Source organism: Streptomyces sp. M41(2017) (assembly GCF_002078175.1).
Classification (GTDB): Bacteria; Actinomycetota; Actinomycetes; order Streptomycetales; family Streptomycetaceae; genus Streptomyces.
In genome coordinates this window covers 224,612-243,540 of record NZ_MWFK01000002.1, presented here as the reverse complement: position 1 = coordinate 243,540, position 18,929 = coordinate 224,612, and the positions used below count along the sequence as shown (strand labels likewise).

Sequence of the window (18,929 nt, the reverse complement as noted above, 5' to 3'; positions counted from 1 at the left end):
CGCCATGTGAGGCCAAAGCACGCTCCTGGAGAGCACCGCCCGCCCGGTTTGGCGGGCCCAGCCGTGATCACCTGCCCGCTCTTGGGAGGTTGACGAAATGGATCACGGGGCCAGGTCCTTGCCAGTGCCTGTGTGGCTCTACGCCACCCGAAGCGGCCCATCTGATCAGAGTGGTCGAGGGTTGCCATGGCGTAACTGCTGCGCGCCTTCGGCCCAGCTGCGGCGGGTCATGCGACGGTCGGAATGGCGGTGAGGTGATGGCAGCGGAGGGCTGCTCGCATCGATGGTCGCACTTCTTCAGAGCATCGGACTCGGCGGATGGGCAGGTGGCGCTATGGCGGCGACGGCTACGGGGGCTCGGTGGGTGCTTGCTCCGCTGGCGTTGGCGCAGTTCATCTGCAGCTTCGCGGGCTCGAACATGAACGTAATGATCAACGACATCAGTGAAGACCTGAACACCACCGTGCAGGGTGTCCAGGTCGCGATCACCGTCTTCCTGCTGGTCATGGCCGCGCTGATGATCCCGGGCGGGAAGCTGACCGACAAGTGGGGGCGCAAGCGCTGTCTGCTGGCGGGCCTCGTCGTCTACGGGGCCGGGGCGGTCCTCAGTGCGGCAGCGCCGGGGCTGGGTGTGCTGATTCTCGGGAATTCGATTCTGGAGGGCGTGGGTACTGCCCTGCTGATCCCGCCGGTCTACATTCTGACCACGCTGCTGTTCACGGACACGGCGTCGAGGGCGCGCGCGTTCGGCGCGATCATGGCGATGGGCGGGATCGGGGCAGCCGCCGGGCCGCTGATCGGCGGGCTGATCACGAGTGCGATCAGCTGGCGGGCCGCATTCGTGTTCCAGGCGCTGGTGATCGTGGCGATCGTGGTGCTCAGCCGTCGACTCGTCGATCCGCTGCCGCCCGACCCGGCCCGGCCTTTCGACACGGTAGGGGCGGTGATGTCGGCAGCGGGCCTGGTGCTGCTGGTGACGGGCATCCTGGCCGTCGACAACAACGGCTGGCTGGCGCTGGGCCTGCTGCTGGCCGGTGGGTTGGTGCTGGTCTGCTTCTTCGCCTGGGTGCGTGGCCGTGAGCGCGCCGGCAGGGAGGCGTTGCTGTCGATGGCGCTGTTCCGCAACCGGACATCCAACCTCGGCTTGGTCACCCAGAACACGCAGTGGCTGATGCTGATGGGCGTCTCGTTCACCGTCGCCGCCTACCTGCAGGTCGTCCGCGGCTACGACGCGATTGATACTGGCGTGATCTTCACCGCCGCTACCCTCGGCATCCTCGCTTCGTCGCTGGCGGCCGAGAAGCTGGCCCGGCGCCATACGCAGCGCACTCTCATCATGGCTGGCTTCGTCGTGACGATTGCCGGCATCGCGGTGCTGCTGGCCCTGGTCGCGTGGAAGCCCGGCGCGTGGGCGTTCGCCCCCGGGTTGCTGATGATCGGCTTGGGCTTGGGGGTGATGCTCACCCCGTCGGTGAACGTGGTCCAGTCGTGCTTCTCCGAGAGGCAGCAGGGCGAGATCTCCGGCTTGTCGCGCAGCGTCTCCAACCTGGGTTCCTCGCTCGGCACTGCCGTGGCGGGCACGATCCTGGTGTCGGGGCTCAGCAAGGGTGCGTATGCGGCGGCGACGGCGGCGCTCGCAGCCGTCGGCCTGGTCGGGTTGATGGCCGCGGGCCTGCTGCCCCGCAGCAGGAGCGCGGCTACCGGAGCCGGGACGGTGGCGCCGCCAGACGCGTCACAGCAGTAGGTCCCGTCCGGCCGGCGCGGCTGGCCGCCCATAAAGCACAAGGGGCCGGGATTGGTGCGGTCAGCCGGTGCGCCCCTCGGCACGGTCGAGTTCCTCGTCCAGGGCGAGGGCCGCATCGATCAGGGCGAGGTGAGTGAAGGCCTGAGGGAAGTTTCCGAGCTGCTCGCCGGAGGGGCCGATCTCTTCGGCGAACAGGCCGACGTGGTTGGCGTAGGTGAGCATCTTGGAGAAGGCGTAGCGGGCCTGGTTGAGGCGGCCGGCCCGGGCGAGTGCCTCCACGTACAGGAAGCTGCAGAGATTGAAGGTGCCCTCCGATCCGCGCAGGCCATCGGGGGACGCTGCCGGGTCGTAGCGGTAGACGAGGCTGTCGCTGACGAGTTCGCTGTCCATGGCGTCGAGGGTGGTCAGCCAGTCGGGGTCGGTGGGGGTGAGGAAGCCGACCTTGGGCATCAAAAGCAGGGATGCGTCGAGGACTTCGGTGTCGTAGTGCTGGACAAAAGCGCGGCGCTTTGCGCTCCAACCTTGGTCGGTGATCTGCCGGAAGACCGCGTCGCGTGCGTCCTGCCAGCGGGTGAGCTCGCCGGGACGGGCGTGTTCGGTGGCGAGCTTGATCGCCCGGTCGAAGGCGACCCAGGTCATCAGGCGGCTATAGGTGAAGTTCTGGCGGCCGCCCCGGGTTTCCCAGATGCCCTCGTCCGCACGGTCCCAGTGATCGGTGAGCCAGTCGATGACGTGTGCGAAGGCGTTCCAGCCGCGGACGGCGCCGATGTCTTCGGCCGGGGCGAGGGCGTAGGCGGCTTCGCCGTAGATGTCGAGCTGGATTTGGTCGGCAGCGGCGTTGCCGGCCCGCACCGGGCCCGAGCGACGGTAGCCCTCCAGATGCTCGAGCACCTCTTCGGTCAGATGGGGTTCGCCGTCGACGCGGTACATGATCTGAAGCGGTTCACCAGAAGCGGTTCCCCCGGCGTCCAGGCGCTCGCGCAGCCAGCGGCGGAAGGCGTTGGCTTCTGCGGTAAAACCGAGGTTGATCAGTGCTCGCACCGACAGCGAGGCGTCGCGGACCCAGGTGAAGCGGTAGTCCCAATTGCGCTCCCCACCGATCTGCTCGGGCAGTCCCATAGTGGCGGCGGCGATCGGAGCGCCGGTGGGCGCGTAGGTAAGGAGCTTGAGAGTGATGGCGGAGCGGGTGACCATCTCGTGCCAGCGGCCGCGGTAGCGGGAGGCGCGCAGCCAGTCCAGCCAGAACGCCGTGCAGGCCTCAAGCTCGGCACTGACCGCGTCGGCCCCCGGTGTCGGACCCCCGGGCTGCCCGTCCAGTGTGCCCGCCTCGCCCGACTGGCTGGTCAGCAGCACCGCGGCACGCTCTCCTGCCTGCAGTGTGAACCGGGCCGACACATCCGTGCCGTTCGAATGCAGGGCGACCGGGGCGGTTGCCTGCAGATGCAGATCCGTGCCAGGGCCGCGGAAGAGCACCGACCCGTCATCAAGCCGGGTCAGGTGATGTGGGGCCCGGCCGTAGTCGAAGCGGGGCTGACAGATCAGCTCGAACGGCATGCTGCCGCGTACCACCCGCGCGACACGGATCAGCCGGTGCCGGGGTGACGGCGTCAGTCCCGGATCGGGCGGCATGAAGTCGACGACCTCACCGACTCCGTCCGGCGTCATGAAGCGAGTGATCAGAACGGCCGTGTCGGGCAGGTAGAGCTGGCGGACGGTGGCGTCGCCGACATCGGCGGCCAGGCGGCAGAAGCCACCGCGGTCACTGTCCAAGAGCGAGGCGAACACACTGGGGGAGTCGAACCGAGGGGTGCACCACCAGTCGACGGTTCCGTCGGCGGCCACGAGCGCCGCGGTCTGCAGGTCACCGACAATGCCGTGATCCGCTATCGGGGGGTACGCGTTCACACAAGCCTCCTCGGTACTTCGCGCCGGCCCCGGGTCCCAGGATGTCCTCCCGTCAGGCCCGCCGGCAGCTCCATCTCCCGCTTGACCACCGGCGGTGCCCCTACGGCACAAGCCGGTCGGCCGGTCACCTCATCACTGCACCGGGCCTCCAACGCCTCGTCAGCCCTCCTGCGCTGCCCGGTCCCGTCTCCGTCAGGCAGCCAGGACCTTGGCCTTGGCCTGCTCGAACTCCAACGGGGTGAGATGGCCCGCATTCTTGAGTTCCGCGAGCCTCGCCAGCTCATCGGCTTTCCCTGTCGTACCGGCGGTCTCGCGGATGTAAGCCTGCATGTCCTCCTGGCCTCTTTGGATGCGCTTCGCCTCACGCTGGCCCATCCCGCGGCCCCGCGCGATCAGATACACGAAGATGCCCAGGAACGGCAGGATCACCACGAAGACGCACCAGCCGGCCTTACCCCAGCCGTTCAGATCGTCGTCGCGGAAAATGTCCCCGATGATCCGGAAAAGCAATACGAACCACAGGATCCACACGAAAAACCAGAGCATGCTCCAGAAGACGTTCATGAGGGGATAGTCCGCGGCCAGTTGGAGCGTCGAGCCGTTCATCCTTGGTCTCCCATCGTCGTACAAGCGCCGCCGGTCAATGGCGGGGGCGCCGGCGGAGCTGCTCCAGCAGTGGGTTTCTCGCCCTGGGGGACGGCGGTGAAGTCGATGGGCCTCTGCTGGTAGTGGGCGGGAGCGGACGCTGTGATGAAACGCCGCCCGTCACGAGACTTGACTGCTGCTCGCGTCTCCAGCGTGGATGTCCAGGGGCTGGCCGGAATCACCCGGTGCGGGTGAGCGTGCATATCGCATGGGGCGGACCGCTCGACGTGCGCTGGGCCCCTTGAGGGCCGAAAGTGAAGGGGTGATGGCGTGCCCAGATGGCAGGGTGTGTCGCGCGCTGATCGTCGCCGGCTCAGCCGCATCTCTTGCAGCGAGTTGAGCCCCGCGCCGACAGACAGCGGTCAGCGGCCGTACGACGCCCTGGCGGCCTCCACTATGTCGCCGACCGTCCTGACGTCCTTTTCCTGGCCGTCGTGGAAGCTGATGTTCAGCTCTCTCCACCTTCGCGAAGCACCTCGCTCCTGGCGGACTCGTCTGCCTGGAGGTCTTCTTCGACACGGATACTCTTCGTCCGGGCCCTGTGTACGTCGCGACCGGTGTGGATGGTGCTGTAAACGTTGCACCTCACTGCATCGACATCGAGGGCGCTGGGGTCGGAACCTCCGGGATCGGTGACACGGGTCCTTTGTCGAACTCAACGGTGGCCTGGGGCCAACGGTGAGTGTGTCGCACGCCCCGTGTCCCGCCACGGCTGGACGGCAGTGCGGACGAGGCATGATCCCGGTGCGCCGACGGGACGTGAGAGGGCCGTTGCTTCACCGGTGCCGCACGGTTCCATCCGGCTGCTCTGCCTGACTGCGGTCGACCAGCCTGGGGATATCAGCTATGCAGCCCGCAGCAGGATGCGACCAACACGCCTCTGGCGGCGTCCTCGGTCAGTTGGCGCGCTTGAGGGGTGGAGGGGTCCACGTGTCTGCGAGAGCAACTTCCTTGGGCCAGTACAGGCGCAGAAAGATATTGAAGCTTCCCTCAGGTGCGGGGAGCCAGTTGCTTTCGCGTTCGGGGCCGGGATTCTCATGTTGGATGTAGACGTCGAGGGTGCCGTCGCTGTTAGTGCGCATGTTGCTGCGGTCGCCGATGGCGTAGCGGTCCAGGGGGTTGTCGGCGAAGAGCTGCTGGTCGTTCATCATCGTCAGTGACCAAAAGCCCTGAACGGGCGGGGTCTGACCGCTTTCGAAGTGCAGGACGTACTGGTGGGTGCCGTCGAGGGGGTTTCCGTCTGCGTCCGTGGTGGCGTGAGGGTAGAGCGCATCGACGTCGAGGTTCGCGCCATAGCCGAGCCAGGTGACCATGGCGCGTTTGGCGTAGTCGGTTCCGTAGTTGCCGAGGCCGCGGTGGATGGTCCAGCCGTTGATCTGATGGTCGGGTGACTCGGCTTGGGACTTGAAAGCCTGCAGGGTCGCGGGTCCTGCTGCCGCGGCTGCTTCCAGCACCTCGAGGATCTCTTCGGGCTGCTCCGCGATGCTGGCTCCGGGGGCGATACCGAGTCGGGCCAGGCGGTCCAGGACCGTGGTGTCGTCGGGGTTGGGCGGGTTGTCGACCATGAGCTGGTTCAGCCGGGTGAAGTACGCCGCGCCATCGAGTTGGTGGACCTGGCTGACGGGCGCGGTGATTGCGTCGATGCCCTTGGCGACGGGCGCGTCGACGGGCGGACTGTAGTCGTCCGGGTTGCCAGTCCACTGGGACAGGGGCGTGAGCCGGGTGCCGTCCTGGAGCTGGTTGACGGCCGCGAAGTCCGAGGGGCCGGCCGTGGCGTAACGGGCGATGATCCAGTTCACTGCGGTGGACGACTGAATCACCGTCATGCCGTCCGGAACACTTCCGGACCAGGAGGGGCCCACCAGGAGAAACGGGCCGGCCGTCGCACCGTTTTGGCGTCTGCCCGGGACGGCGACGACATCGGACCACGCGTTGAGGATCGGCACCATCCAAAACCGGTCCCCGAAATCGGGCAGGCTCAATACCAACGGCTCCTCGGACAGGTCGAGCCAGGCACTGGAATACAGCGTGTCGGCGTTCGGTGACACGACCTCCGTGAACGAGGCATCCGGAGTGCGCCGCATGTAGCAGAACTGGTTGACCGGTGCCTTGCGGCGGTCATCGTCCCTAGCGGCAACCGCGGTCATCACGTCTTTGGTGACGCCGGCGGTGACCAGCGGATAGCCGTACAGCCATGCTTCCGTCGCCAACTGCCGCAACTGTCCGTCCGCCATGACCACTCCTGCCTCTCCTGTGACTCCCGCGTCCCGACGCTAGAACGTCCGGACCGGACCCGCATTCCGGACGAAACCGCGCACTCCCGAGAATCGGACAGCGCTCGGCCAGCGGCAGCTGGTGCGCCGACCAGCCGTGAGGTACTACGCCGGGCTGCTCCAGCCGGACTGCAGTCGGTCCAGGAGGGTGCGGAAGGCGGCATCGGCGTCTTCCCATCGGTCATCCGCCAGGGGCGAGACGAGCAGGCCGAAGGTGGCACTGACCAGGAGGGTGGCTTCCGTCCGTGCGCGCTCGGGTGACATCCGCAGTCCGACGAAGGCGGGCGTGAGCAGTTCTGTCCATTCGGTGAGGACCTGGCGCACGAGCGGTCCGTAGCGATCGGGGTCGTGCAGGCTGGCCGTCATCAGTTCAAGGAAGAGGCGCACCACCGGCTGCCGTCCGGGGGCACGCAACTGCTGCCAGACGTCGGCCATGAAGTCTCGCAGAGCCGCGGCGTCGCGGGGAGGCTCGGTGCCCTCCAAGAGAAGTCGCGCTTGAAGGAAGGGGCGGGTTGCATCCCAGGCCAGAGCCTCGGCGACCAGCCGCTCCTTAGTTCCGAAGTAGTGCAGGAGCATGCGATCGCTGGTGCCCAGCTGGCGCGCCAGCGGACGCAGGGACAGGCCGATCAGGCCGTGTTCCAGGACATAGGCGCGGACTCCGTCGAGCAGTTCCGTGCGCTTGGTCAGATCCTTCGGGCGTGCCATGACCCTCCCCGTCCCGGTGTCGCTGTTGTCCGTTAGGTTGCCTATTTACCGTAATGGATGCTATGTGTATAATGATAAATGTAGCAGTCGCTACAGTAACTCTCCAAGAGAGGAATTGATCTTCAGTGGGCCCCCGCGCGATCAAGCGCTCTGCGGCGCAGTCCATCCAGCCCAATGAGGGGCGCGGCATCAGGCGCCGAGCGGGCCTGCGACTGCTGAGCCGGGTCGCGACGGCCGCCGAAACAGTCCCGGACGTGCCCTGGTGCGGCCGGCAAACGGCCTTGTGGTCCTCCGCGCTGCGGCCCCTCAGTGAGCGTGTCGCCGCAGTGCGAGGTGCTTCGTGGCCGCTCGTCCCGGGAGGCACCTGCGTGCGAGAGACCCGAAAACTGGCATCCCAGCAGGTCACCGGGTGGGAGCTGCGAGGCCTCGCAGACACAGTGGAGCTCCTGGTCAGCGAACTCATTACCAACTCGGTGCGGCACACTCCCGGCCCGATCAGGCTGACCTTGCAGACGCAGAACGGCCGGTTGCGCTGCGAGGTGGAAGATGTCGGTTTCTCGGAGCCCGTTCGAAGCCCGGTCGCCGAGGACGCCGAAAGCGGGAGGGGCACCGAACTCCTGGACATCCTCGCCGGCGCCTGGGGCTGCATCCCAACGACAAGGGGCAAGACGGTCTGGTTCGAACTCGACATCCCTCCCCATGACCTACCCACCGGGACAGGCGTTCCCAACGGGACCTGATCACCAGGGCGGCCGATGTCCCCCGTGGGCAACCACGAGGCGCGACACCGACTGCGGCGGGACTGCGTTGGGGTCGGTCCCGCGGATGCCCTTCGTCGAGCGGATCGGCGCGCAGACATCCAAGCACGGGCCGTCCCTCTCGGATCTTGGTTGGCCGAAGTTCTATGCAGCCTGGTCGCACCTCTATTAGCGAGGTGGACGAAGCCGAAGCGAGCAGGCAGGCACGGAGGGACGAGGTTCGCATGCGTCCGACCGCTGAGCAGGATCTGGACACGCTGGCACGGCTGTCGAAGTGGATGCAGACCTTTTCGAAGTCGAGTTGTAGGAGCACGCTACGGATCCCCAAGGGCTTTTGATTGATCGAGCTCAGAGGTCGCGGGCCGGGCAGTACGCCATGCATGTGCGACGGCTTCGCGAGCGTCAGCAGCGAGAAGGCAGTTGATCAGTACCCTACGGATCATCTTGTACTGGACATACGGCTGGCTCCTTCGGCAAGGGCGGATTAGCCAGTGAGCCGACACCTTCGCGATGCGGGAAGTTTGCTGGGAGGCAGTGTCGCCGTTGATTGCTGCTGCGACGATGCCGCTCCATGGGGAGAGAGATGTGGGGGAGGGCGGTCGCGGGCGTGCTCTTGGCGGCGGTGACTGTCACGGTGAGCGGGTGCGACGTCGGCGGGGAGGGCGGGTCGGGGCAAGCGGAGCCCAGTGTGGCCCATGCCACTGACACGTTCCAGGATGCCGTCGCGCGCACTGTCAAAGATCCGTGCCCGAAGGCTGCCGGGACATGCTGGGATGAGATGACGAGCGTCATGGGGCCGGCCCGGAGCCTGCGCAAGGCCATGCGCGCGTATACGGGAGCGTCGTTGGTGTTCTGGTCACCCGCCTTCGACCTAATGGACACCATGGAGTCCGGCTACGCTGAGGGGGAGGACAAAGGAGCCAACGCGTTCGACTCGAACCGGCAGGCGGTGCTTGGTTCAGCCCGCTATCTGAGCAAATGGCTCGACGAGCACCCGGTCAACTAGTACTGCAACGGTGTCTACCGTGACTGCTGGCCTGTTCGGTCGTTGGTGTGGGTATGGGTGGGGACCTTGCGGATGTGCGTGTGTGGGCGGGTGAACTGGATGCTGTGCATGGACGGTTCGCGCACCGTTTCAGTAGGTCGGAGCCGCGGGAGTCGGCTCTGGCTTACATGCGGGGCCTGATCGCTCCGTTGCAGCGCAAGAACGGCTGGACGCTGGCCGAGGAAGCCGGTCATGAGGGGCCGGACCGTATCCAGCGGATGCTGAACCGGATCGAGTGGGACGCCGACGAGGTCCTGGACGACGTCCGCGACTACGTCGTGGAACACCTCGGCGACCGAGACGCCGTGCTCATCGTCGACGACACCGGCTTCCTGAAGAAGGGCCTGCTGTCGGCCGGGGTGCAAAGGCAGTACTCCGGAACCGCCGGCCGCACCGAGAACTGCCAGATCGGAGTGTTCCTCGCCTACGCCACCGGCCGCGGCCGCACGCTGATCGACCGGCGGTTGTATCTGCCCACGTCGTGGACGGAAGACCGGGAACGCTGCCGCCGGGCCGGCATCGGCGACGAGGTCGCCTTCGAGACGAAGGTGGCCATGGCCAATGCGATGGTCCGCAAGGCCGTCGCGGGCCGGATCCCGTTCGGCTGGGTGACGGCGGACGCCGCCTACGGCTACAGCAAGGGCTGGCGGTTCGAGCTGGAGCAGGCCGACATCTTCCACGTCATGGCCACCACCCGGCATGACACGGTCGTCACCCGCTGGTCCATCGATCACCCCGTCCACGAGCTGTTTCCCGGCCTGCCACGGCAGAAGTGGAAGCGCCGTTCGTGCGGCGCGGGAGCCCACGGCCGGCGGATCTACGACTGGGCCCGCGTCGAGGTGAGGCCCTGGCATCGTGAGGACCGCCGGCACTGGGTTCTCGCCCGCCGCAGCGTCAGCCGGCCTGACGAGATCTCCTACTACATCGCCTACTGCCCCGCCGACACCACGCTAGACGAACTGATCCGCATCGCGGGCAGCCGCTGGGCTGTTGAGGAGTGCTTCCAGACGGCGAAGCAGGAGTGCGGCCTGGACGACTACCAGGTCCGCCGCTACCCCGGCTGGCACCGCCACATGACACTCGCCATGGCCGCCCACGCATGCCTCACCGTCCTGCGAGCCCGCCAGCTGGACACGGAGAAAGCAGAAACGGATCCTCCCAGCTCATCCACCTCAGCCTCGCCGAGATACGACGACTGATCACCCGCCTCACCGACCGCCGACCCACCCCCGTCGACCACATCCTGCACTGGTCGACATGGCGCCGACGACGCCAGCACCAAGCCCGCACCAGCCACTACAAACGACGCGGACACAGTCCCTGAAAACTGCCCAGCAATCAGGACAGACACCGTTGCAGTACTAGGCCGTTTCGTTTAGATCATCGGATCGTTGGTCCGGACGCCGGTGCGGGTGGTCGGGCCCTGAACGAGGCACCCGAACCCCCCTTCATCCGACACCGCCTCCAGGAGGAAGACTCATAGCCGCGCTCGAGTTCGTCGTGATCCTCGGGTGCGCCCTGCTCGTGAGCGGGGCCATCGCCCAGCGACTCAGGGTCGCTGCGCCCGTCCTGCAACTGGCCGCCAGCGCCTCACTCGGCTTCGTGCCCGCCATGCGCGAGACGGAACTGCCCCCGGACGTGCTGCTGCTCGTCTTCCGTCCGGTACTTGCCACCGTCCGCGTCCACACCGGGATCGGTCTGGACACCCCCCGCGATGTCTACGAGGACCGCCGCAATTACGTGTGGGACAACGACTCCGACACCGCGACGCTGCGCAACGAGCACGGCCGTCTCGTCGACGAAGCGTCTTGGGGTCACCGTGGCCACCACGGTCGCCACCACCGCTGACCGCCCGGCCGGGTGCCTTCGACATGGATACGGGAGGCGCCCGGCCATCGTGTGAAGCGGCGGGGCGGGCCAGGTGCCGGTCCGCCCCGCCGGGATGCTTTTGCCTCTGCGGTTCTGCCCTTCCCAGCGGCTCAGTCGCTGATGTGGTCCCGCAGCAGTTGCACGGCCAGGTTGTGGCTGTAGTGCCTGGCCACGTCCATGGGGGTGCGGCCGTCTGGATCGGCGAGCTGCGGGTCAGCCCCGAAGGCCAGCAGCACGGCAGTGGTGTGCACGGTCAGCGGTTGGCCGCTCTGCAGGGCCCCATCGCCCTCGACGTCGATCGCGTGCATCAGCAGCGTCATGTTGCCGAAGATCTCATCAGGATCGCTCCCGCCGGCCAGCAACCGGGCCAAGGTCTCAGCATCCTCGTTCTCGACCGCGTGGTGCGCGGGTGTCCAGTAGACGCTCACCCGGGCATTCAACCCTCACCGCAGCGCCCCGTCCAGCGACCACCTGACAGTCCGCCACCAGGTGAGATGACTTCTTCAACCTCATGGGTGAGGACCCGGGGCCGCCACGGTCCCGGGTCCTCACCGTCGCGCATCGACCGGTGCGCGATGCCCGGTGGTACGTGGCCGGGGGCGGCAGACACGTCGTTCGGGCCGGGGCGGCCAGGAACGCGGGCCCGGCCACCTGTACTCCACGCTGCGCCCGTCTTCCAGGCGCCGCACGTCGTGTCCGTGCATCCGAGTGAGGCGGCAAACCTCCTCAGCGCCGCTGTTCCGGATTGGGGGCCGCTTCCTTTTGTTGCTTCGGGCGCAGCGACCGAGCTGCGTGATCTTTCAACCTGGGTCGAATTGATGGCGTATCGCCCTGGGAACGTAAAAGGTGATGGATGACCGAGCAGGATCAGGCTCCGAAGTTCGAGGTGTTCAGATGGGTATGCGCAGGATTGGTGCTGCAACGGCCGCCGCGTTTGTGCTGGCCGGTGGGGGCGTTCTGATGAGTTCGACGGGTGCTCAGGCAGCTCCGGCGGCCTGCCACACGGTCACCAGGGTCGTTCCGGTGACCACCTATGTGTCTCAGCTGGTCTGGGAGAACGGCCAGTGGGTGACCAAGTACGTGCCGATCACACGCTTGGTGTCGATCTCGACGATCGTGTGCGACTGACCGTTCACACCGTGGGCTGGGCTAGCAGCGTGTCCATGAGCGGGGGTTAGGTCGAGGTCCTCGGCCAGCTCAGCCGGGTTCTGGGGTCGCTCGAGCCAGAGCGACGGCGTGCTCGTACCGTCCGTCGTAGCAGCGTCCTTCCCCGCGGTGGTGATCGGATGAGGGCGTTGACGGCAGCCGGTGCCTCCGGGTGTGACGCTCACTGGCTGGCTGCCCGGGGGTTCGTCGCCTGGTACGCGGATCCGGACCGGGATCCTGTGGCGGTGCCCCGGGCTGTTCGAGGCCTGGGCGACCGAGAGCATGCACGCCCACGGCTGGGCTCACGCTGCGCAGCCTGAGGCCGCACCCGGTGCGAAACCGCGCCTGAGCCTCGTATCGCCAAGCTCCGGTGAGCGGACAGCCGGCGAGACCGACTGACGGCCAGGCCCGCGGGGATGGACGTGAGCGTGGTGGGACTGGCAGGTACGGCGATCGGCGCGCTGGGAGCGGTCGCCGGGGCTGGGTCTCCGTCGTTGAGCCAAGGGCGCCAGCAGCAGCGGCAGTTATGGGCAGACCGGCAGCATCGACGTGAAACCGCACGCCGGACGCCTACGGCGCGTGCATCGCGAGCACGAAGCTGCTGTCGAATGCGTAGTGGCGGTTCGTCGACCTGGGGACCAACGAGCAGTCCACGCCGGACCCGTGGCGCTCTGCCTTCGCCGAATCGTACGAAGCGTGGACCCAGTTCAGAACTTCCGTCGCGGCCGTTGCCGGGCCGGTGGCCGCCGCGGAGGCGGCCGAGCAGCTGCGTGTGCCGGTGGACGCCGTTTTCTGGAGGGCGCGCGTGAAGTTCAGGAGCTCGATCGTGCCGATCATGGCCCAGGCGATGAGGGGTACTGCTGCGCGGAAGCGGTCGACGAGCCCGAAGGGGTCTGCCTCTTGGCGCCTGGCGGTGTCGTGATGCACGACGTCTCCGTAGATCCACGCCATGGCCAGCCGGTGGCGATCCAGGTTGTGGTCTTCTCCGGTCGCCGTGTTGCTGACCATGACCCAGTAGCCGGCCTCCTCACCGGTTGTGGGCGCCACGCGTATCCGCCACTCGCGGCGCGCGGAGCGTGTCCACTCGCCGTCGTGGGGCAATGACCGGCAGAAGTAGCCGAGCCCGCCGGTACAGCTTCGCGGGCACCTCGACCACCCCGGCCGCCGGGGCGGCAAGCCGTGTGGGCTCGCGAGGCTACTGGGGGCCAGTGCACGGGCGGGCGACGCTGCTGTGGCCGGTCTACTGATCCTGCCACAGCAGCGGGACGGCGATCAGGTGCAGTTGCCGTTCTCGGAGTTGTAGTAGACGTCGATCGAGCCGCTCCAGGTCAGGCACTGGCCGTCATCGGGGACGTCCTTGTAGACCGGGCCCGCGTAGCTGGTGAAGGAGCCGGCCTCGCGGGCCTCGCCACTGCTGTAGGGCCAGGTGTCGAGAGTGACTTCCATGAAGACGCGGGCCCCGGGTGTAGTGCGCACGGTAACTGCACAGACTTTGCCGGCGATGCTGTTGAAGGTGACGAACGTCGTGGCGGCGACGGTGGACTGCGATGAGCGGATGGGCGTGGCGCGAATGACGTCGTATCCGGCGCCGCAGGCGCCGTTGTACTGGGTGGGTGTGGCGGCCGAGGCCGGTGCGGTGGCGGCGAGCGTGCCGCTCAGAGCCAGGGCCGCCAGCGCGGCGGCGGTTGTCACTGTCCGGCGGGTCGACTTCATGAGGTTCCCCCTGGTGTGGTGTGTGCCTAGGTGGCAGGTACGGCTGGTCGTTGCCGTGCCTGCATGAGGAGACCCGGGGCGTGCGCCGATAGTTGTGGGGCTTCTCGTCACCGTTCAGTCACCAGTGTCACAGCGGTACCTCTGCCCGCAACCTCCGGGAGCCAGGGCGCTGGGCGCAATATTTGGCGGCGGGAATCTGCGTTCCGCCGTGGCCGTCCTCTCAGCCACCGCACGCCTCGCCGGACTGGCCACCGTCGTGCCGGCCGCTGCCGCACCACCGGCCCGCACGACGGCTGCAGCTGAGGCGGGCCTCGTGGTGGCCTGCTCCGGCCCCCTCACCCAGACCTACAGCCCCGGGCTGCTCATCACGCCCCGCGTGACCACCTACAAGGGCAAGATCAACTACAACACGTGCACAGGCGACCCTGACCTGACGTCCGGCACCTACACGGAGCAACTCACATACTCGGCCTCCTGCTCCGCCAACGGCGGCAAGAGCGAAGCGACCATCAAGTGGAACGGAAACAACGGCTCCTCCCGCCTGTAGCCGTCTACCGCGGCATGGTCGACGGCGGCTTGGAGGTCGTGCACTTCAAAGGCGACATTGCGTAGGCCGAGCTCGTTGGCCGGCGCGGCAGGGGAGCCCGGGAGGTGGTCCGGCCGGGTGAAGCTTGAGAGCTCCAGCGTCGTGCCTCCGCCGGGCGGCCGCAGCATGACGATCTCCGTTCGGGCGCCCGTCTTCCCGATCACCGTGTCCAGGAACTCGCCTTCGACTGCCATCTTCCCATCGGCCTCCAGGCCGAGGTCGACAAAGAACGCCGACACTGTGTCGAGGTCGGCGACGGTGATGCCGACGTGGTCGAAGCGCCTGATGAACGTCATCGGATCCCTTCACGGCTTCTTACAGAGACGCTGAGAAGGTAGCGCTCTTGGTTCCGTGTGGCACGGTTCGTCGGCGAAGGGAGCGAGCTGCGCGGGTCGTTCGGTGATCGGAGTGCTTGAGGTCGTCCACGGTCCAGGCGGTGACGGTGTCGATCGTCAGGGGGCCGCGGCCAAGACGCGCAAGCGCACGTGCCCGGCATGGCGTTTGGCGACGGCCACCTCGGCATCGGCGAAGACCCGCTAGTGGGCCGGCGAGCCCTCATCTCACACTGTCTGACAGTTCAAGAGATCAGGCTGGGTAACGTTGCCAGGCACTCCCGCCCGGTGGCAATCCCGCTCCGTTAGCGTGCGAGTTGCGACAGCCAGATGGAAGCGGCGCTGTCGCGGTGAGCATCGTGGAGGTACGTGCTGAACGCCGGTGAGCTCATGAAGGCAGAGCTGGACAGGTACGACTGGGCGGCGTTTCGATGCGCGTGCGCACAGAGCGCAGCTCACTTGCCCGGCGATTTCCTGCTGCTGGCGGCCGCCAAGAAGAGGGAAGACGCGTGGGCTGTCGGCCTCGAAAACCACCTCATGATCCAGTCGTTCCCGCAGGAGCCGGCGGTCCCTGCTGTGCCGGTACTGATGGCGGCCCTCACTCAAGACCTGTCTGTGGGCGCGAGGACCGAGATACTCGACCTACTGCTGAGACTTATCTACAACGACGACGAGGACGTCTCGGAAGCGTGCCAGCAGGCTGCCCAGAAGGGACTATGGCTCTTCTACGCCGAGATCGCAGCCGCACGAGGACCTGACACGGTTGCGTACGCCTGCGACATCTTGAAGCTCCTCGAGCCCGATCAGACTCGCCTGGCGGACTACCGGGCTTCCGGTCATTTCGACGTCCGCTCTTTTTCGTATTGAGGCGGGGCGGGCCGGCCATGTACCGGTGGTCCGCCCCGCTTCGGTGTCCGTGGCCGCGGTGGGGAGGGGCTTGGCAGCGGCGGTGCCATCAGCACGGGAGCAGTTGTCAGCTGGTGGTGAGCATGCCTTCGCGGAGTTTGGCGAGGGTGCGGTTGAGGAGTCGGGAGATGCACCGGCTGCTCTCCACAGAGACCGCCGCACTGAGATGGTTGCGGTGCGCAATGAGTTCGCCGCCTCACCCCCGGTTGAGGCGGGTCACCCTAGGCAAGGGTTGAACCGGTGGCTCAGGCGCTGGCGTGGCTGCGGCTGGTGGTGAGGACTTCCAGCAGGTCGGCGAGGGGGATTTGGTGTTCTGCGGGGTGGTGGAGGGTGTAGTGGGTGCGTCGTCCGTCGCGTTCGCGGTGCAGGTAGCCGGCTTGGTCGAGGTCGTTGACGATGTTCTGTGCGGTGCGTTCGGTGATGTCGCATGCTGCGGCGACATCGCGCAGGCGGGAGGCGGGTTCGCGTGCGATGGCGGCCAGGACGCGGGCGTGGTTGGTGAAGAAGTCCCACCGTCCGACCTGCTCGTTCAACGCTGCTCCATCGCTCGGCCATCTTTCGGCGACAGATACCCGCAACGGTTTTCCGGAAACGGGACGGCTCGCTGAGGGTGCGGTGATGTTTCTGGGGTAGCCGGGACTGGCTCTGCTCGGCGCTTCGGAAGTGAGGCGTATCCCTTGGATACCGCTGCCCAGAATCAGGGACCAGAGCCGCACGGCTCGTGGCCGATCTCGATGTCGGCCGTATTCGAGGACGGTGCGACGATCGCCGAGGCCCGGGATGCGGCCCGGGACTTCCTGACCATGGTCAGAGACCGGCACGCGGTGCCGGTATCGGATCAGGCGATCGGCATGGCGCTCCTGGTGGTGAGTGAGCTGGTCACCAACGCCCGCAAATACGCGCCGGGGCCTTGCCGGCTGGAGCTGCACGTCAGTGATGGCACCGTGGAGATCGGGGCCGGGGACGACAGCGCGACGCAGCCCTCCATCCAGTCGACCGACCCGGACCGGGTCGGCCAGCACGGTCTGGAACTCGTCATGGCCGTCTCCCAGAGCTTCTGTGTCCACCAGGAGCCGGGAGGCAAACGGATCACCGCCGTCCTCCCCCTCACCGATGCCCCCAGCAATGACCCGCAGCCCGGCCTCGGCAAGCGAGCAGCCGACCATCCTCCAGCCGGATGACCGGATCGTGAATCCGGTGTGCTGCCCCCAATCGCTCCGCACGGCGGGTCACCAGCAAGCGGTGCGGCCGTCCAGAGCTGGTGCGCTCCCGGGATGTGTCCGCGGAGAGTCGGGCCAGCGCTCCTGTCGCTGTGACGGCGATCGTTTACCTCTCCGCAGGGTGCTCCAAAATCTGTGATCGCTGGAGTAGACATTGCCGTGTCTGCTGGTTATGGTTTCTCTCGTAGCAAAGAAGTCAGCAGGGCCCGGCAGACATGAACTGCGGGGAGCGGTAACGGTAGTTGCACGGTGTTGGACGGCACGGTTGTGGAGTTTCGAAGCCAGGGTTGTTGCAGGTCGGCGACGGGACTGACGGCCGGGCCGGGTGGCCTGCAGTGATCAGGGGCCACCGAGCTGAAAGTGAAGTACGGGTAAGTGCAGTTCGCGGTATCCCGCAGTGAAGGTGTGTGAGTGGTACCTCGGTGAAGGCGTCGGCTGCGGGCGCGCGCACCGGGAGGTCCGGCAGTGGGGTTCTAAGCCAGAGCAGATGCAGGACGGGCGACGGGGCTGGCTGCCGGAAGTGGCGCTCTGATAGGCCACACAGCAGTACCGCAGTACCGGTTGGTTGATGGAAGAGGGATTGAACGAAGGAGTCAGGCGCCATCAGGATCGCCCGGGCGGATTGATTGAGCCCGGGTACCGCAGGACATCGATAGTGAGGTGGTCTCCGGTCGAGCAACCGCGATCCCCGCACCCGCTCACACCCCTCGTGAGCTGCTGCGGACACAGAAGGCCGGTGCAGGTTAAGGGCCGGCAGATGGTGTAGTAGTTCCTTCGGGGCCCTGGCGCGATATGCGCCAGGGCCCCTCCACGCGTCCCGAGACAGAAGAGGTGCAAGTGACAGCAGACGACTCGTTCGGCCGGCTCGACGATGACGACTACCCCGCCTACACCATGGGCAGGGCCGCCGAACTTCTCGGCACCACGCAGGGCTTCCTCCGCGCGATCGGCGAAGCCCGCCTGATCACTCCGCTGCGTTCCGCGGGCGGCCATCGCCGCTACTCCCGTTACCAGCTGCGGATCGCCGCCCGGGCCCGGGAACTCGTTGACGGCGGCACCCCGATTGAAGCCGCCTGCCGGATCGTTGTCCTGGAAGACCAGCTTGAGGAAGCACAGCGGATCAACGCCGAATACCGCCGCGCCTCCGGAACGGAAGATCCGACCGCAGCGTAAGACGGCCGTGACCGGACTTGGTCCGGGCGCGGGCATCTTGAGGCTCGTGGCACGGCTTGGGAGCGACGTTTGGAACCGTGCTGCACGAACAGCCGCGAGAGAAGACCGAACGGTGCTGACCGCGTACCCGGAGCTTTGCCGGGATTGATCGAACGCAGTGACGTGACACCGCGCGTGGTGACCCGGTTCAGGGGCCGGGTCCCGTGGATGGGACATGCATGACCGAGTGGATAGACCCCGGCCCCGGCCCGCTCTTGGCCGTCGCCCGCCAGGCCGGCCGTACGACGGAACTCCTGGACGTGTTGTGGGAGCAGGACCGCAACGCCGGCCCGCCTCCGTACATCTCGGTCTCTCAGCTGCGCGTGCTCTACCTCGTCGACCGCGAGGACGGAATCCGCATGCGAGCCCTCACCCGGCTCCTGGCCGCATCCCCACCCTCGATCTCCCGCCTCCTCGACCGCCTCCAGGCCCTGGGACTCGTCGAACGCCAGCCCTGCCACGACAGCCGCCGCGAAGTCATGCTCCGGGTAACCAGTGCCGGCCGTGAACATCTGGCCCACATCCGCGAGCGACGCGACCAGGTCCTCCTTCAGGCCCTCAACGCCATGCCCGACCACCAGCGCACCGCGCTCACCGAAGGCCTGACCGGACTCCAACAAGCAATGACCAGCCATCCCATGCTCCACCTCGTCGCCGAGGACACACCGCCATGGGGGCTCCCAACGCTGCATCCCGGCACGCCGTAGCAGGCGAGACCTGGCCTCCCCAGAAGCCTTATCCCGGGCCGGGAGGGCGTCCGAAGCCGCCGGGGCCGTCAGCACGCCCCGTGATCGGAATCGGCTTGTGCATCGTGCTGGTCAGTTGTCTGATGCGCCGGTGGCTGCGAGCACTGGGGCAAGCATTGAGTGC

At 67.0% G+C, this 18,929-nt stretch carries 19 protein-coding genes; 10 read left to right on the top strand and 9 right to left on the bottom strand.

All coding sequences use genetic code 11. The features are described 5' to 3' along the window. Positions 1 to 334: 334 nt before the first annotated feature. Entirely contained in the window at positions 335 to 1,744 is a 1,410-nt protein-coding gene (locus B0675_RS26775; RefSeq protein ID WP_081222183.1) for an MFS transporter, read from the top strand. 60 nt (positions 1,745 to 1,804) lie between these two features. Here the strand turns inward: B0675_RS26775 and B0675_RS26770 are convergent, their stop codons facing one another. The 4 genes from B0675_RS26770 to B0675_RS26755 all read right to left on the bottom strand — a co-directional run bounded on the left by B0675_RS26770 (position 1,805) and on the right by B0675_RS26755 (position 7,272). After that, positions 1,805 to 3,649, bottom strand: a complete 1,845-nt coding sequence (locus B0675_RS26770; RefSeq protein ID WP_081222182.1) for a glycoside hydrolase family 15 protein — start codon at positions 3,647 to 3,649, stop codon at positions 1,805 to 1,807. A gap of 192 nt (positions 3,650 to 3,841) precedes the next feature. After that, entirely contained in the window at positions 3,842 to 4,255 is a 414-nt protein-coding gene (locus B0675_RS26765; RefSeq protein ID WP_081222181.1) for an SHOCT domain-containing protein, read from the bottom strand. A gap of 935 nt (positions 4,256 to 5,190) precedes the next feature. Next, the gene (locus B0675_RS26760) at positions 5,191 to 6,528 is read right to left on the bottom strand and encodes a DUF1254 domain-containing protein (RefSeq protein WP_081222180.1); all 1,338 of its coding nucleotides are present in this window, start codon (positions 6,526 to 6,528) and stop codon (positions 5,191 to 5,193) included. Between the two features lie 144 nt (positions 6,529 to 6,672). Beyond that, a complete protein-coding gene (locus tag B0675_RS26755; protein WP_081222179.1) occupies positions 6,673 to 7,272 on the bottom strand; it encodes a TetR/AcrR family transcriptional regulator in 600 nt (199 codons plus the stop codon). Between the two features lie 368 nt (positions 7,273 to 7,640). On the opposite strand from B0675_RS26755, the gene B0675_RS26750 reads away from it, so the two are divergent. From B0675_RS26750 to B0675_RS42605, 4 genes are all read left to right on the top strand, one after another. Further along, positions 7,641 to 8,012, top strand: a complete 372-nt coding sequence (locus B0675_RS26750; RefSeq protein ID WP_107482847.1) for an ATP-binding protein — start codon at positions 7,641 to 7,643, stop codon at positions 8,010 to 8,012. Between the two features lie 706 nt (positions 8,013 to 8,718). Beyond that, a complete protein-coding gene (locus B0675_RS26740; RefSeq protein ID WP_143661116.1) occupies positions 8,719 to 9,036 on the top strand; it encodes a hypothetical protein in 318 nt (105 codons plus the stop codon). 53 nt (positions 9,037 to 9,089) lie between these two features. Beyond that, the gene (locus B0675_RS26735) at positions 9,090 to 10,274 is read left to right on the top strand and encodes an IS701 family transposase (RefSeq protein ID WP_081222177.1); all 1,185 of its coding nucleotides are present in this window, start codon (positions 9,090 to 9,092) and stop codon (positions 10,272 to 10,274) included. 325 nt (positions 10,275 to 10,599) lie between these two features. Next, positions 10,600 to 10,923 carry a hypothetical protein gene (locus B0675_RS42605; protein WP_347110029.1) on the top strand — a complete coding sequence of 108 codons (324 nt, stop codon included), beginning with the start codon at positions 10,600 to 10,602 and terminating at the stop codon, positions 10,921 to 10,923. Positions 10,924 to 11,054: 131 nt separating this feature from the next. On the opposite strand, the gene B0675_RS26720 is transcribed toward B0675_RS42605, so the two are convergent. Beyond that, positions 11,055 to 11,372 (bottom strand): ankyrin repeat domain-containing protein, encoded by a 318-nt coding sequence (locus B0675_RS26720; protein ID WP_081222175.1) that lies wholly within the window; start codon positions 11,370 to 11,372, stop codon positions 11,055 to 11,057. 466 nt (positions 11,373 to 11,838) lie between these two features. Between B0675_RS26720 and B0675_RS41065 the strand changes: the two genes are divergently transcribed. Next, the gene (locus B0675_RS41065) at positions 11,839 to 12,072 is read left to right on the top strand and encodes a hypothetical protein (RefSeq protein ID WP_143661115.1); all 234 of its coding nucleotides are present in this window, start codon (positions 11,839 to 11,841) and stop codon (positions 12,070 to 12,072) included. Positions 12,073 to 12,660: 588 nt separating this feature from the next. Here B0675_RS41065 and B0675_RS26715 read toward each other — a convergent pair. The 3 genes from B0675_RS26715 to B0675_RS26705 form a co-directional block, all read right to left on the bottom strand. Continuing rightward, positions 12,661 to 13,137 (bottom strand): hypothetical protein, encoded by a 477-nt coding sequence (locus B0675_RS26715; RefSeq protein ID WP_081222174.1) that lies wholly within the window; start codon positions 13,135 to 13,137, stop codon positions 12,661 to 12,663. Positions 13,138 to 13,362: 225 nt separating this feature from the next. Next, positions 13,363 to 13,803 carry a hypothetical protein gene (locus B0675_RS26710; RefSeq protein WP_081222173.1) on the bottom strand — a complete coding sequence of 147 codons (441 nt, stop codon included), beginning with the start codon at positions 13,801 to 13,803 and terminating at the stop codon, positions 13,363 to 13,365. Between the two features lie 444 nt (positions 13,804 to 14,247). After that, entirely contained in the window at positions 14,248 to 14,685 is a 438-nt protein-coding gene (locus B0675_RS26705) for a VOC family protein (RefSeq protein ID WP_241540006.1), read from the bottom strand. Between the two features lie 405 nt (positions 14,686 to 15,090). Between B0675_RS26705 and B0675_RS26700 the strand changes: the two genes are divergently transcribed. Further along, the gene (locus B0675_RS26700; protein WP_081222172.1) at positions 15,091 to 15,588 is read left to right on the top strand and encodes a hypothetical protein; all 498 of its coding nucleotides are present in this window, start codon (positions 15,091 to 15,093) and stop codon (positions 15,586 to 15,588) included. A gap of 284 nt (positions 15,589 to 15,872) precedes the next feature. On the opposite strand, the gene B0675_RS26695 is transcribed toward B0675_RS26700, so the two are convergent. After that, a complete protein-coding gene (locus tag B0675_RS26695; RefSeq protein ID WP_081222171.1) occupies positions 15,873 to 16,160 on the bottom strand; it encodes a helix-turn-helix domain-containing protein in 288 nt (95 codons plus the stop codon). A gap of 144 nt (positions 16,161 to 16,304) precedes the next feature. On the opposite strand from B0675_RS26695, the gene B0675_RS26690 reads away from it, so the two are divergent. From B0675_RS26690 to B0675_RS26680, 3 genes are all read left to right on the top strand, one after another. Further along, positions 16,305 to 16,808, top strand: coding sequence for an ATP-binding protein (locus tag B0675_RS26690; RefSeq protein WP_241540005.1), 504 nt, complete (start codon positions 16,305 to 16,307; stop codon positions 16,806 to 16,808). Between the two features lie 876 nt (positions 16,809 to 17,684). Next, on the top strand, positions 17,685 to 18,020 hold the full coding sequence (locus B0675_RS26685) for a MerR family transcriptional regulator (RefSeq protein ID WP_081222169.1): 336 nt from the start codon (positions 17,685 to 17,687) through the stop codon (positions 18,018 to 18,020). A 218-nt stretch (positions 18,021 to 18,238) separates the two neighbouring features. Next, positions 18,239 to 18,766, top strand: a complete 528-nt coding sequence (locus tag B0675_RS26680; RefSeq protein WP_081222168.1) for a MarR family transcriptional regulator — start codon at positions 18,239 to 18,241, stop codon at positions 18,764 to 18,766. Positions 18,767 to 18,929 lie beyond the last annotated feature (163 nt).